Raw genomic sequence first — 13,139 nt, 5'->3', positions numbered from 1 at the left:
GCGGGCGCGGCGGCGTCGGGGGCGGGCGCGTCGGGTGCGGGGGTGGTGGCGGGCGCCGGGGTCGCCGCAGGCGCTGGGGTCGCGGCGGGCGCGGGCGCCGGATCGGTCGCGGTCTGCGCCAGCGCCGAGCCGGCCGGGATTCCCGCAAGAAGTGCCGCGGCGAGCGCGACGGACATCCGATAAGCCATGTCGTATCCTTTTGACTGCTGAGGCCTCGGCACGCTGCCTAGCACGCGGCCTTCGCCTTGTCAGGCACGGCCCTGCCGGCGCGCTTCACCTTTGCGTCGGGTATACGGGCTTGATCGGGCGGTGCGGCTGCGCGTGACGTATGGCCGAACTAAAAAGGACCGCGGAGACCGCGATCCTTTCCATGTTCCATCCCTGCCGGACTGGCCGGTCATCATTGCGGCGAAGGATAGGGCCGGGCTTCCATCACGTCAATTCCGACATGCGGGCGACCCTGTGCCGCTTGCGGCCGCGGACGTGTGCCGCTTGCGGCGGTGGCCCCGCCACCGATCGGACTGGATCGGCGCCGGCACGCCTGTATGGTCGGGCAGCGCATCACCAAAAGCCACGCGAGGCAGAGCCATGTCCCAAATCGTCGATCTGGAAGCCGGAACGATCCATGTCGGCGGCTGCGGCGACGGGCATGCGACGCCTGAGAAGATGCTGCTGAGATACGCCAACAGGCACGGGCTGATCGCCGGCGCGACCGGGACCGGCAAGACGGTGACGTTGCAGACGCTGGCCGAATCGCTGTCGCTCGCAGGCGTGCCGGTGTTCCTGTCCGACGTGAAGGGCGATCTCGCGGGCATGGCGCTGGCGGGGGGCACCGATCCTAAGCTGGCCCAGCCCTTTGCGGACCGCGCGGCGACGATCGGCGTGGATCTGGACTACCAGCCGTTTCCCGTCACCTTCTGGGACGTGTTCGGCGAGAAGGGCCACCCCGTCCGCAGCACGCCCGCCGAGATGGGGCCGCTGCTGCTGTCGCGGCTGCTGGACCTCACCCCGGCGCAGGAAGGGGTGATGAACATCGCCTTCCACGTCGCCGACGAACAGGGGCTGGCCCTGCTGGACCTGTCCGACCTGCAGGCGATGCTGGTCTGGGTGGGCGAGAACGCGTCCGAGCTTCGGTTGCGCTACGGCAACGTCTCGGCCGCGTCGATCGGGGCGATCCAGCGCGCGCTCCTGGTGCTGGAAACGCAGGGCGGCGACCAGCTGTTCGGCGAGCCGGCGCTGGAGCTTTCGGACCTGATGCGGGTGGATGCGTCGGGCAAGGGGGTGGTCAACATCCTCGCCGCCGACCGGCTGATGCAGTCGCCGCGGCTCTATTCCACGTTCCTGCTGTGGCTGCTGTCGGAACTGTTCGAGCAGCTGCCCGAGGTGGGCGACCCCGAAAAGCCGAAGATCGCGTTCTTCTTCGACGAGGCGCACCTGCTGTTCGACGACGCCCCCGACGCGCTGGTGGACAAGGTCGAGCAGGTCGCGCGGCTGATCCGGTCCAAGGGGGTCAGCGTCTGGTTCGTCTCGCAGAATCCGGCCGACGTGCCCGAGGCGGTGCTGGGACAGATCGGCAACCGCGTGCAGCACGCGCTGCGGGCATTCACCGCCAAGGACCAGAAGGCGTTGCGGATGGCGGCCGAAAACTATCGCCCGAACCCCGGGTTCGACACCGCCGAGGCGATCCAGAGCGTCGGCACGGGCGAGGCGGTGACCTCGTTCCTGCAACCCAAGGGCGTGCCCGGCATCGTGCAGCGGACGCTGATCCGCCCGCCTTTGTCGCAGATGGGCGTGATCGCGGACGCGGAGCGGGTGCGGATCATGGCGGCCTCGGCGTTGGGCGCAAAATACGGCCGCCGGCTGGACCGCGAATCGGCCAGGGAAGTTTTGGCCGCCCGCGCGAACGAAGCGGGCGAGAAAGCGCAGGCTGGCGTCGCGCCGGGAAGGACCGGCAAAGGCGACGACGACCTGTTCCGCATGGACCCGCCCGGAGAGACCCATTCCCACGGGCGCCGCTACAGCCCCGGCGACGGCGCGGGCCCGGCACGCGGCCGGGCGACGGGTTCCGGCAGGCGATCGCAGAGCGATTCGATCGCGACCACCTTCGGCAAGAGCCTCGCGCGCCAGCTTGGCACCAAGGCGGGCCAAGCGCTGGTGCGCGGGATCCTGGGATCGCTGTCGCGCGGCCGCTAGCCTCGATGGCCGGTCATCCCAGCATGCCGATGCGCGGGGTTGCGGGCGCGGCGGCCCGTGCCGCGGCGCGCGTCTCGGCCAGCACGGCGATCAGCAGAAGGATGTGGCGTTTCAGGTCGTATTCCGCCGCGCCAGCCAGCCGCGCGTCGTTCAACGCCGCCTCGATCGTCCGCAACTGGCCCAAGGGTGCGCCGACCTCGGGAACCGTTTCGCATTTCAGCAGTTTCGGCAGATCGCGGTTCCGGTTCCAGCCGGATTGCCCCAGCCGCGCGGCGCGGATCAGAAGCGCCGGGCGTCGCAGCGGCTCGGGCGCCTTGGGCGCGGCGTACGTCAGGGGAAACGGGACGATGTTGTCGCTGGTCATGGCGGCATGCTCCGGGTTGTGTGCGGGCAGTGTCGCTGCGGGCGGTGCGCGTTGCGCGCAGGCCTGATGCGCCGCACGGCGGGGCAACAAAACTTTAGGGTTTGTTAGCAAATAACCACGCATCTGGGCCGCGGCCTGTCTTTTTCGACAGGTCGAGGTCACTACCCAAGTGCCGCCTGCGATCTGGGGCGCAGCGGCATCCAGCGTGCGAGGGAAGACAACCATGACAATCCTGACGGCCGACTTCAGCGTCTGCGCGGCGATCGCGACCCTGCCGGAGCTCGGCAGGATCGGGGTCGACGCCGCCGGGACGGCCGGCCACCTGACCAACCTCACTCCCGCGGGCACTGCCATGCCCGCACCGCGACCGGCGGCCCTGCCGGCTGCCATGCCCGACGACGCGCGCCTGTACCTGCGCCACGTCGAGGGCGGCGAATCGATCCGGGCGATCGCGCGCGACACGGGCTGCCACGCCTCGACCATCCTGCGCCGCATCCGGCGGTTCGAGCAGCGCCGCGACGATCCTCTGCTGGACGGGGCGGTGGACCGCAGCCGCGCCACCCCTCAAGGTCTGGACACGCAGGCGGGGCGCGGGTCCGACTGGACGCGCAACGAGCTTGACCAGGCGCGCCGGATCCTGCGCCGGTTGGCCGAGCCGCGCGCGGTCATGGCGGTCGCGGCGGGAATGGAAAAGGCGATCGTCATGCGCGACGATATCCGCCTTGCGGTGCTGGACCGCGCGCTGGCCGAACGGATGGCGCTGATGGGCTGGGTCGCGCTGTCGCAGAGCGGCCGGATCACGCGCCACGTCATCACGCCCGCCGGACGGGCGGCGCTGAAGAACCTTGTGGCGGCGCGCGGGCGGACGCTGCCGGGCTTCGACGACTTCACTGACGCGCAGCCGGTGCAGCCGGAAACCGCGGGGCAGGGGGCCGTGCCCGAACACGGCTTCGCAGAAGGCCCGGCCCCGTTCGACCACGCCGAGCAGCATCGCGTCTGGGCCGACCGCGAGATCGAGGACCCCGAAACCGGCGAGCGGCGCCGCGCCCGCGTCAACCTGGCCGAAAGCCCGCTTCTCGTCCTCGCGCGCCGGCGCGGGGCCGACGGGAAGCCCTTCCTTGATGCGGGCCTGGTCGGGGCGGGCGAGCGGCTGCGGGAGGATTTCGAGCTGGCGCAGATGGGCGCGCGGGTCACGCAGAACTGGGACCGCTTCATGACCGCGGGGATCGACAGCTCACCCCATGCCGGCGGCCGCCACGGCGGCGGCTCCGAGGGCGCGCGCGACCGGGTGGCGGCGGCGCTGCGCGACTTGGGCCCCGGCATGGGCGACCTGGTGCTGCGGGTCTGCTGCTTCCTCGAGGGGATCGAAATGACCGAACGCCGGCTCGGCTGGTCGGCGCGGTCGGGCAAGATCGTCCTGCGCCTCGCGCTGATGCGGCTGGAACGGCACTACCAGGAACGCTACGGCAGCGGCTCGCCGCTGATCGGCTGACGGTGGACGCAGCCTGCATGATGGGAAAAGGGCGCCCGAAACGGCGCCCTCCCGAAACATCGTCCCTTGCGGATCAGGCCGCCTTGGCGCTGTCGCGCAGGTAGGACAGCACGTTCTCCGGCGAGCTTTCGCCGTAAGGATCCTCGGGGTGGTCGTCGCAGCGGCCCGGTTCCTCGAACACCGCCTCGACCACGCCGTCGTCGATGATTGCGGCGTAGCGCCACGACCGCGGCCCGAAGCCCAGGTTGTCCTTGCGGACCATCATGCCGACCGCGTCCGTGAACGCGCCCGAGCCGTCCGGAATCACCTTCACGTTTTCCAGCTGCTGCGACTTCGCCCACTGGTTCATCACGAAGCTGTCGTTGACCGACAGGCAGTAGATGTCGTCGACGCCGAGATCGGCCATCTCCGCGGCCGATTTCTCGAATCCCGGCAGCTGGTAGGTCGAGCAGGTGGGCGTGAACGCGCCCGGCAGCGAGAACAGCACCACGCGCTTGCCCTTGAAGTAGTCGCTCGTGGTCAGTTGCTCCCAGCGGTAGGGATTGGGGCCGCCCACGGCCTCGTCGCGGACGCGGGTCTGGAACTTCACCTCGGGAAGCTTGTCGCCGACTTTCATGATCTGGTCCTTTCCGGTTGGCGCCGCGGCCGGATTGCCGCAGCCGAATTGCCGCAGTGCGGCATCGCGCATGTCATGCCGGGGCGCCCGGCGTTGATCAACCCCCGGAAAACCATTACGTCAGGGCTTAGATGCCGGAATGTCCCGGAAGGACAGTAGTCGATGACCGACCGCCCCGTGAGCCCCGAAGCCGCCGCCGAAACCGCTGCCGACCAGCCCGCCGCAGCGGCCGCGCCGGTCCTGCGCCGGCATCCCGAAAAGGCGCACCGGCCCGACCAGTCGCAGCCCAAGAAGCCCGACTGGATCCGCGTCAAGGCGCCGGTGAGCCAGGGCTACAAGGACACTCGCGACATCCTGCGCAAGAACCGCCTGTCCACGGTCTGCGAGGAAGCCGGCTGCCCCAACGTCGGCGAATGCTGGAGCCAGGGCCACGCCACCATGATGATCATGGGCGAGATCTGCACGCGGGGCTGTTCGTTCTGCAACGTGGCGACGGGCCGGCCCGACGCGCTCGACGTGTTCGAGCCGGGCAGGGTGGCGCACGCCGTCCAGACGCTCGGATTGAAGCATGTCGTCATCACCAGCGTGGACCGCGACGACCTGGACGACGGCGGCGCCGACCATTTTGCGCAGACGATCCGCGCCATCCGCCACCGCGCCCCCGACGCGACGATCGAGGTGCTGACGCCCGACTTCCTGAAGTCCGTTCCCGGCAGTCTTGAAAAGGTGGTCGCGGCGCGGCCCGACGTGTTCAACCACAACCTGGAAACCGTGCCGGGCCTGTACCCGACCGTCCGGCCCGGCGCGCGCTATTTCCATTCGCTGCGGCTGCTGCAGCGGGTGAAGGAGCTGGATCCCTCGATGTTCACCAAGTCGGGGATCATGGTGGGCCTTGGCGAGGATCGCCAGGGCGTGCTGCAGGTCATGGACGACATGCGCGCGGCCGACATCGACTTCATCACCATCGGCCAGTACCTGCAGCCATCGCCCAAGCACCACCGCGTGGACCGCTTCGTCACCCCGCAGGAGTTCGCGGGCTACGAGAAGTCGGCCTTCGGCAAGGGCTTCCTGATGGTGTCGGCAACCCCGCTCACCCGGTCGTCCTACCACGCGGGCGACGACTTCGCGCGCCTGCGGGCCGCACGGCTGGCCCGGCTGGCCGGGGCGTGACGTTCGTCTGACTGGCGGTTGGCGCTCACCGGACCGGCGCCTGGCGCTTGCACGGTCGGGCGGCAGACGGTATCGCTGGGCCGCGCCTGAAGCAGATCGGCGCCCGAGTGGCGGAATGGTAGACGCAGCGGATTCAAAATCCGCCGCCGCAAGGCATGTCGGTTCGAGTCCGACCTCGGGTACCAGCGCGCGACCATCCGTCCGTCCCGGAAAGGGCAGGGCGGGCCTTGACCGGCCGATGCGCGGCATTCCGTCCGGCCACGGACCTGCATGAAAACACGACGATCTTTCCGATGCGCGGGAACAATCGGCAGAGGGCGGGGTTGGTCTGCATCTTTGCAACATCGCGACCGAAAGGAACATCGCCATGGCCAACAACTACACCGCCACGGACGCCAAGAACGACCTGAAGGACACGGCGAACAACGTGCAGAACGACGTTCGCGAAGGCATGGACAAGCTGTCCAGCGGCGCCCGCGACGCGGCGGAAAACCAGGGCCTGAACGCCGACAGCCTGAAGAAGACCGCGTCGGACGCCGTCGACCAGGCCAAGGCGAAAGGGCAGGAGTACCTTGAAACCGCGCGCGAGCGTGGCGCCGAATATGCCGACCGCGCCCGTTCGGAAGCGGATCGCCTGTACCGCGCCGGCGAGAAGAAGGTGGGCGAGGTCGCGCACTACGCCGAGGACTACTACGACGAAGTTTCGGACATGGTGCGCCGCAAGCCCGCGCAGGCTCTCGGCATCGCCGCGGGCGTGGGCTTCCTCGTCGGCCTGATCCTCGCGCGTCGTTGATCCGATGTTCGATTACGCGAGGAACATGCAGCTTGCCCTGACGGACACTGCCCGCCGCACCGCCATGAAGGCGGCCGGCGGCGCGGTGATCGCGCTCGGGGCGGGCTTCCTGCTCGCCGCGCTCTGGACGTTCCTGGCGCGTACCCTTGGTTGGGGTCCGCTGTGGGCGTCGCTGGCGATCGGGGTGCTGTTCGTCGTGATCGGACTGATCGTCATGAGCAAGGGCGGGCAGGTGAAGCACCCTGTCCCGTCCACCGACGAACTGCGCGCCGAGGTGGAGACCCGCGTGAGCCTTGCAGCCGATGCCGCGCTTGAGAAAGCGCGGGCCACGGCGAACGAGGTGGTCGACACGGTCGAGCACAAGGTCAACACGCTGGTCGACACCGCCACGGTCAAGGCGCACGACTTCGCCGATGCGGCAGAGGCCAAGGTGCACGGCTTCACCCGAAATGCGGTCGGCACGGCTGCGTCGAAGGTGGGGCTGACGCCGCAGTTCTTCAGCAGCGCGCAGGAGACGCTCGAGACCGTCAAGTCGAGCAACGCCGTCACGATTCCCCCGCTGATGGCCGCATTCGCGGCTGGCGTCGCGCTCGCGTCGCGGATCCAGTCCATGCGGCACCGTGACGACGATTACGACCACGGCGATCGGTATTACGACGATCGGTACGACTACGACGAAGACGACGACTATTGACCGGGCATCATCCGGCACCAAAAGGAAAAGGGCCGCGCGATGCGGCCCTTTTCACATTCAGGCCGGCCGGGCGTTCAGCCGTTGGCCTGTCGGATGCGCTCGGCGGCTTCCTTGTCGTAGGTGACGCCCGCCTTGTCGAACAGCTGGTCGAGCTCGCCCGACAGCGTCATCTCGGTTACGATGTCCGACCCGCCGACGAACTCGCCCTTGACGTAAAGCTGCGGGATGGTCGGCCAATCGGAGAAATCCTTGATCCCCTGCCGGATGTCCGCGTCGGACAGGACGTTCACGTCCTGGAAGGCGACGCCCATGTAGTTGAGGACGCTGGCGACCCGGCTTGAAAACCCGCACTGCGGCACTTCCTTGGTGCCCTTCATGAACAGCACGACTTCGTTGCCGTCGATGATTTCCTTGATCTGCGTGGTCGCCTGGTCGCTCATGGTCGGTCCTTTCGGGGATGGGTCAGTCGGGCGCCTTGGTGGTCAGCGCCAGCGCGTGCAGCGCGCCGGCGGGTCCATCCATCCGTCCCTTGAGCGCGGCGTAGACCGCGCGCTGTTGCTGGACGCGGTTCTGGCCGCGGAAACTTTCGTCGATGACCTCGGCCGCGTAGTGGTTGCCGTCTCCGGCGAGGTCGGTGATGGCGATCTTCGCCGCGGGAAAGGCGGCGCGGATCAGGTCCTCGATATCCTTGGCCTCGATCGGCATGGGGTGATCCTTCGTCATCGGCTGCGGACGATGTAAGCAGGCTGGAACGGGCCGACAAGAGGATGCGGGACGCGCTGACGGGGGCGACAGCAAGGATGTGAGCATCGGAAGATGTCCCATGTGATCGTTGGAGCCGTGCCGTCTTGGTCTCACGTTGGACACGGCGTCGGCCGAGGTCGGCGGAAATCGGGACCGGCCCTCTGCGGACCAGATGGATGCCGGGGGATGACAGATCAGCGTGACCGGAGAGCGGCAGCGAAGCGGCCTTGCGATGCCCGGGCAAGCGCGCAGGTGCGGGACGAATCGAACGCGGTCAGCCCTGCGCCGGCTCCACCAGGCGAAGGGGTGCGCGGCTCAGCTCGTTGCCCGCGTCGGTCGCCTTGCGCAGCAGCACGAGCAGGGTGGCCCGCTCCGATTCGGTCAGCCCCTGCAGCATCGACCTTTGCGCGCGCAGGACCGCCGCTTCGATCGCGTTCAGGATGGCATCGCCGCTTGGGGTCAGCCGCAGGGTGCGGGCGCGGCGGTCGGTTTCGGACACCGTGCGTTCGAGGTAGCCCCGCGTCTCGAGCCGCGAGATCACGCCACCGATCGTGACCCGGTCATAGGCGATCAGCCCCGCCAGCGTCGCCTGATCTATCCCCGGATGGTCGCGCAGCGTGAACAGCGCCGCATACTGCACCTGCGTGAGGTCGAATCCCTCGGCCGCCGTCTCGGCCGTGAAGGTCGACACCGAGATCTGGTGCAACCGGCGGATGAGGTGCCCGGGAAGATCGTGCAGAGAAGCCATCGGACCTGTCGCTGATGCCGGCGGGTGGCGGAGACCAGCCAAGGCAGGGTTTACCCGAGTTATGCGTGTCTTCCGGCCTGGGCAAGGGGACGGCAGCCCTGCGCATGGCCGAAGCACCGCCGCCCCGACCTCCGGGGCAAGCAGAATGTGGGATGGTGTCGCTGGTCCTCGTTGACAGGCCGATATTGATAAGCATACTTCGTTTCCATGGAGCTTCGGAGGGAGGGGTTTTCATGGACAGCGCCATGCAGCCGGAGGATACGCCGGAACTGCGCGAGCTTTATCGCGGCTTTCAGGCAAACAACCTCAACCCGCTCTGGACCCAGATCGGCGACCTGATGCCCTCGCATCCCAGGCCGCGGGCGGTGCCGCATGTCTGGCGATGGGCCGACCTCTATCCGCTGGCGCAGCGGTCGGGCGACCTGGTTCCCGTCGGGCGGGGCGGCGAGCGTCGCGCCATCGGCCTCGCCAATCCCGGCCTCGGCGGGGAAACCTATATCACGCCGACGCTGTGGTGCGCGATCCAGTACCTCGGTCCGCGCGAGACCGCGCCGGAACATCGCCACAGCCAGAACGCCTTCCGCTTCGTGGTCGAGGGCGAGGGGGTGTGGACCGTGGTGAACGGCGACCCCGTGCGGATGAGCCGGGGCGACTTCCTGCTGACGCCCGGCTGGTGCTTCCACGGGCACCACAACGACTCCGACCACCCGATGGCGTGGATCGACGGGCTGGACATTCCCTTCAGCTTCCAGAACGACGTGGGCTTCTTCGAGTTCGGCAGCGACCGCGTGACCGACTACGCCACGCCGCAGTATTCGCGGGGCGAGCGGCTGTGGTGCCATCCGGCCTGCGCCCGCTGTCGGGACTGCGCAACACCGTCGCGTCGCCCATCGGCGCCTATCGCTGGGAACACACCGACCGCGCCCTGACCGAGCAGTTGCTGCTGGAGGAGGAAGGCCAGCCCGCCACCGTCGAGCAGGGCCATGCCGCGGTGCGCTATGTCAACCCGACCACGGGCGGCGACGTCATGCCCACGATCCGGGCCGAGTTCCACCGCCTGCGCCCCGGCACCCAGACCCGGACGCGGCGCGAGGTCGGCTCGACCGTGTTCCAGGTGTTCGAAGGGCGCGGGGCCGTGGTGATGAACGGCCAGACCCACAAGCTGGACAAGGGCGACATCTTCGTCATCCCCAGCTGGGTTGCGTGGTCGCTGCAGGCCGAGACGATGTTCGACCTGTTCCGCTTCTCGGACGCCCCGATCGTGGAGCGGCTGGAGTTCCATCGCACCCTGATCGAGGACCAGACCCGTTGACGGTTCCTTCAGCCGCCGACACGCCAGCGGCAGGCGGTCCGGCAGCGGGCAGTTCCGGCGAGGAACGTCACCCGTCCGGCATCCCGGCGGACGTCCTTGGCGCGGCCCGTGCCGCACTGCGCGAACGCCAGGGGCAGGGCGCCCGCTATGACGCGGACGCCGCGCCGGCCGCCGATCTGGCGCTCGCCCGGCTGGGCACGGCCTATCTCGCGCGCAAGCTGAACGAACTGCCCGACGCCGCCCTGTCGCAGCCCTCCGCCCGACCGGGCTGGAGCCGCCGCCGCGTCATCGCCGACGTGGCGTTGCAGGGCAGGGCCATCGCCCAGGCGCTCGAGATCGCGACCGCCCGGCCGACCCACGAACACGCCGCGACCGGCCCCGAGGCGCTCGACCTGGCCGAGACGCTGCCCGCGCAGGCGCTGCGCAACCTCGTGGCCCATGCGGCGGTGCATCTGAACGTCGTATGGCGCGACCTGACCGACGCCGAATGGGACGTGACGGTGCCCGGCCTGGAAGGCGCAGGAACGGCACGCCGGACCGCGGCCCTGCGGGCCCGCGCTGTCTGGCGCGGCGCGCTCGACCTCGGCAACGGCGCCCGGCCGGGCGACCTGCCGCCTGAGTTCCGGGACGACGCCGGAATGCAGCACTGATCGGATCAATGGGGAGGACCAGAATGAAAGCCAGATTCCGCGCCGCGCTCGCGGCACTTGCCCTGTCCGCAGCGGGCCTTGCCCCCGCTGCCCAGGCCGGGGACTTCATGGTGACGCTGCTCGGCACCGCCAGTCCGGCCCCGCGCCCTGACCGCTCCGGTCCCTCGACGCTGATCGAGGCGGGCGACCAGAAGGTGCTGATCGATGCCGGGCGCAACGTGCCGGTGCGGCTGTGGCAGCTCGGCGTGCCGATCGGCAGGCTGGACGCCACGATCCTGACGCATTTCCATTCTGACCATACCGCCGGCCTGCCCGACATCTGGCTGACCGGCTGGATCGCCACCCCTTATGGCGGTCGCAAGGCACCCTTCCGCGTCATCGGCCCGACCGGCACGCAGGCGCTCACCGACGGGCTGAAGACGGCCTATGATGCCGACGTCCAGATCCGGCTGGTGGACGAGAAGAACCCGCCCGAGGGGATCGAGATCGCGACCACCGAGTTCGACCAGGGCGGCGTCATCTTCGACCAGGGCGGGCTGAAGATCACCGCCTTCGAGACCGACCACGGCGAGCATATCAAGCCCAACTACGGCATGGTGGCCGAATATGACGGCCGCAAGGTCGTGCTGTCGGGCGACACCACCTTCGATCCGCGCGTGACCGAGCAGGCGAGGGGCGCCGACCTGCTGATCCACGAGCTGGGCACCGCGCATCCCGACCTGTCGCAGCAGGACCACGCCCGCCGCGTGCTGGCGCATCATGCCACGCCCCGCCAGGCGGGTGAGGTCTTTGCCGAGGCGCAGCCGAAGCTGGCGGTCTTCACCCATCTGGTGATGCTGTCCGACAAGGCGCACCCCGCGCCCAGCCTGTCGGACATCGTCGCCGAGACGCGGCAGACCTATGGCGGGCCGCTGATGATCGGCGAGGACCTGATGACCTTCGACATCGGCCGCGACGGTGTTGCGAGCTACATCCGCGACTGATCGCACGAACCAACCGCAAAGGACCCCATGATGACCCGGACGCTGTTTCCCTCGCCCGCCTGGCCCACCGTTCCCGTCAAGGGCGAGGATGCCGCCTATCCCGTGCATCGCGTGTTCTGCGTGGGGCGCAACTATGCCGCCCATGCCGCCGAGATGGGCGTGGAGGTGGATCGAGAAGCGCCATTCTACTTCACCAAGTCGGCGCTGACGATCCTGCCGGGCGGCCAGACCTTCCCCTATCCGCCCGGGACCGAGAACTTCCACTACGAGATGGAGCTGGTGGTCGCCATCGGCAGCCCGGCCTTCCGGGTGTCGGCGGACGCGGCGATGGACCACGTCTATGGCTATGCGGCGGGCTTCGACATGACGCGGCGCGACCTGCAGCTGGCCGCCCGCGCCAAGCAGCGGCCTTGGGATCTGGGCAAGGACGTCGAGGGCTCGGCCGTGATCGCGCCGATCACCAAGGCGGCCGATTTCGGCGCTGTGGGCGACCAGCGCATCAGCCTGACCGTGGACGGGGAGGTCCGGCAGGATGCGCACCTGTCGGACCTGATCTGGACGGTCGCGGAGCTGGTCGCCGACCTGTCGAAATACTACCACCTCGCGCCGGGCGACCTGATCTATACCGGCACGCCTGCGGGCGTCGGCGCGGTCGGCCCGGGCGCCGTGGTGCGCGGCGAGATCGACGGGCTGGACCCGGTCGAGCTGACGGTGGGACAGCCCGAGTGATGCGCTTTCACGGCTTCTTCCGCTCGTCCTCGGCCTATCGCTGCCGGATCGCGTTCAATCTCAAGGGCATCCAGCCGGACACGGCCCATGTGAGCCTGCGCCGGAACGAGCAGCGTTCGCCCGGCTACCTCGCGCTGAACCCGCAGGGGCTGGTGCCGGCGCTGGATACGGGCGAGGGCGTGCTGGCGCAGTCGCTGGCCATCATCGAGTGGCTGGACGAAACCCAGCCCGGCCCGAAGCTGCTGCCTGCCGATCCGATGACGCGGGCGCAGGTGCGCGCCTTCGCGCAGGTCATCGCCTGCGACATCCATCCGCTGCAGAACCTGCGGGTGCTGAACTACCTGGAAACGACCTTCGGCGCCGACCAGGAGGCGCGGGACGAGTGGTGCCGCACGTGGATCGCGCCGGGGCTGGAGGCCTGCGAGGCGATTGCCGCCGCACAGGACCATGGCGGCGCCTTCGCCTTCGGCGACACGCCGTCGCTGGCCGACATCTGCCTGATCCCGCAGATGTTCTCGGCCGACCGCTTCGGCCTGCCGCTGGACCCCTATCCGCGGCTCAACGCCATCCGCGCCGCCTGCGAGGCACTGCCCGCCTTTGCCGAGGCGCACCCGGCCCGCCAGCCGGACGCCGTCTGACATCATGATTTCT

Annotated in this window: 17 protein-coding genes and 1 tRNA gene; 12 read left to right on the top strand and 6 right to left on the bottom strand. The window is 69.1% G+C overall.

Annotated features, from left to right (window positions below; translation table 11 throughout):
• Positions 1 to 188: hypothetical protein (locus ELI80_RS16145; RefSeq protein WP_201740527.1), on the bottom strand; the 188-nt coding region annotated here is incomplete at its 3' end.
• A gap of 400 nt (positions 189 to 588) precedes the next feature.
• Here ELI80_RS16145 and ELI80_RS02505 point away from each other — a divergent pair.
• Complete coding sequence (locus tag ELI80_RS02505) at positions 589 to 2,193, top strand: helicase HerA-like domain-containing protein (protein WP_136649409.1); 1,605 nt, start codon at positions 589 to 591, stop codon at positions 2,191 to 2,193.
• Between the two features lie 13 nt (positions 2,194 to 2,206).
• On the opposite strand, the gene ELI80_RS16300 is transcribed toward ELI80_RS02505, so the two are convergent.
• The gene (locus tag ELI80_RS16300; RefSeq protein ID WP_236641289.1) at positions 2,207 to 2,782 is read right to left on the bottom strand and encodes a DUF6477 family protein; all 576 of its coding nucleotides are present in this window, start codon (positions 2,780 to 2,782) and stop codon (positions 2,207 to 2,209) included.
• Between ELI80_RS16300 and ELI80_RS02495 the strand changes: the two genes are divergently transcribed.
• A complete protein-coding gene (locus ELI80_RS02495; protein WP_136649407.1) occupies positions 2,781 to 4,049 on the top strand; it encodes a DUF6456 domain-containing protein in 1,269 nt (422 codons plus the stop codon). The two genes, ELI80_RS16300 and ELI80_RS02495, sit on opposite strands and share 2 nt — an antisense overlap.
• 73 nt (positions 4,050 to 4,122) lie before the next feature.
• Here the strand turns inward: ELI80_RS02495 and ELI80_RS02490 are convergent, their stop codons facing one another.
• Positions 4,123 to 4,665: a peroxiredoxin gene (locus ELI80_RS02490; protein ID WP_136649406.1), complete on the bottom strand. Its 543-nt coding sequence runs from the start codon at positions 4,663 to 4,665 to the stop codon at positions 4,123 to 4,125.
• 162 nt (positions 4,666 to 4,827) lie between these two features.
• Here ELI80_RS02490 and lipA point away from each other — a divergent pair, with 162 nt between their 5' ends.
• The 4 genes from lipA to ELI80_RS02470 all read left to right on the top strand — a co-directional run bounded on the left by lipA (position 4,828) and on the right by ELI80_RS02470 (position 7,322).
• Positions 4,828 to 5,835, top strand: coding sequence for a lipoyl synthase (gene lipA, locus ELI80_RS02485; RefSeq protein WP_136649405.1), 1,008 nt, complete (start codon positions 4,828 to 4,830; stop codon positions 5,833 to 5,835).
• A 101-nt stretch (positions 5,836 to 5,936) separates the two neighbouring features.
• Positions 5,937 to 6,020: transfer RNA gene (locus ELI80_RS02480), tRNA-Leu, on the top strand.
• Between the two features lie 182 nt (positions 6,021 to 6,202).
• The gene (locus ELI80_RS02475; RefSeq protein ID WP_136649404.1) at positions 6,203 to 6,628 is read left to right on the top strand and encodes an ElaB/YgaM/YqjD family protein; all 426 of its coding nucleotides are present in this window, start codon (positions 6,203 to 6,205) and stop codon (positions 6,626 to 6,628) included.
• Between the two features lie 4 nt (positions 6,629 to 6,632).
• Positions 6,633 to 7,322, top strand: a complete 690-nt coding sequence (locus tag ELI80_RS02470) for a phage holin family protein (protein ID WP_201740526.1) — start codon at positions 6,633 to 6,635, stop codon at positions 7,320 to 7,322.
• Positions 7,323 to 7,396: 74 nt separating this feature from the next.
• On the opposite strand, the gene grxD is transcribed toward ELI80_RS02470, so the two are convergent.
• The 3 genes from grxD to ELI80_RS02455 form a co-directional block, all read right to left on the bottom strand.
• Positions 7,397 to 7,762: a Grx4 family monothiol glutaredoxin gene (grxD, locus tag ELI80_RS02465; RefSeq protein ID WP_136649403.1), complete on the bottom strand. Its 366-nt coding sequence runs from the start codon at positions 7,760 to 7,762 to the stop codon at positions 7,397 to 7,399.
• 22 nt (positions 7,763 to 7,784) lie between these two features.
• A complete protein-coding gene (locus ELI80_RS02460; protein ID WP_136649402.1) occupies positions 7,785 to 8,027 on the bottom strand; it encodes a BolA/IbaG family iron-sulfur metabolism protein in 243 nt (80 codons plus the stop codon).
• Positions 8,028 to 8,340: 313 nt separating this feature from the next.
• Positions 8,341 to 8,814: a MarR family winged helix-turn-helix transcriptional regulator gene (locus ELI80_RS02455; RefSeq protein ID WP_136649401.1), complete on the bottom strand. Its 474-nt coding sequence runs from the start codon at positions 8,812 to 8,814 to the stop codon at positions 8,341 to 8,343.
• A 233-nt stretch (positions 8,815 to 9,047) separates the two neighbouring features.
• Here ELI80_RS02455 and ELI80_RS16295 point away from each other — a divergent pair, with 233 nt between their 5' ends.
• Genes ELI80_RS16295 through maiA form a run of 6 tightly spaced genes read left to right on the top strand, consistent with a single transcriptional unit; the run spans position 9,048 to position 13,126 of the window.
• Positions 9,048 to 9,743, top strand: a complete 696-nt coding sequence (locus ELI80_RS16295; RefSeq protein WP_236641288.1) for a cupin domain-containing protein — start codon at positions 9,048 to 9,050, stop codon at positions 9,741 to 9,743.
• Complete coding sequence (locus ELI80_RS16290; protein WP_236641287.1) at positions 9,650 to 10,126, top strand: cupin domain-containing protein; 477 nt, start codon at positions 9,650 to 9,652, stop codon at positions 10,124 to 10,126. Before ELI80_RS16295 ends, ELI80_RS16290 begins: the two co-directional genes overlap by 94 nt.
• Positions 10,123 to 10,776, top strand: a complete 654-nt coding sequence (locus tag ELI80_RS02445) for a maleylpyruvate isomerase N-terminal domain-containing protein (protein WP_201740525.1) — start codon at positions 10,123 to 10,125, stop codon at positions 10,774 to 10,776. Before ELI80_RS16290 ends, ELI80_RS02445 begins: the two co-directional genes overlap by 4 nt.
• Before the next feature lie 23 nt (positions 10,777 to 10,799).
• Positions 10,800 to 11,759, top strand: coding sequence for an MBL fold metallo-hydrolase (locus ELI80_RS02440; protein ID WP_136649400.1), 960 nt, complete (start codon positions 10,800 to 10,802; stop codon positions 11,757 to 11,759).
• Between the two features lie 30 nt (positions 11,760 to 11,789).
• Positions 11,790 to 12,488, top strand: coding sequence for a fumarylacetoacetate hydrolase family protein (locus ELI80_RS02435; protein WP_136649399.1), 699 nt, complete (start codon positions 11,790 to 11,792; stop codon positions 12,486 to 12,488).
• Complete coding sequence (gene maiA / locus ELI80_RS02430; RefSeq protein ID WP_136649415.1) at positions 12,488 to 13,126, top strand: maleylacetoacetate isomerase; 639 nt, start codon at positions 12,488 to 12,490, stop codon at positions 13,124 to 13,126. Before ELI80_RS02435 ends, maiA begins: the two co-directional genes overlap by 1 nt.
• Positions 13,127 to 13,139: the final 13 nt, after the last annotated feature.

The sequence above is a fragment of the Paracoccus aeridis genome (genome assembly GCF_004923205.2).
In the GTDB taxonomy this organism is placed as follows: Bacteria; Pseudomonadota; Alphaproteobacteria; order Rhodobacterales; family Rhodobacteraceae; genus Paracoccus; species Paracoccus aeridis.
Note: the sequence above shows the minus strand (reverse complement) of the source record. Positions and strands in the feature narration are given on the sequence as shown.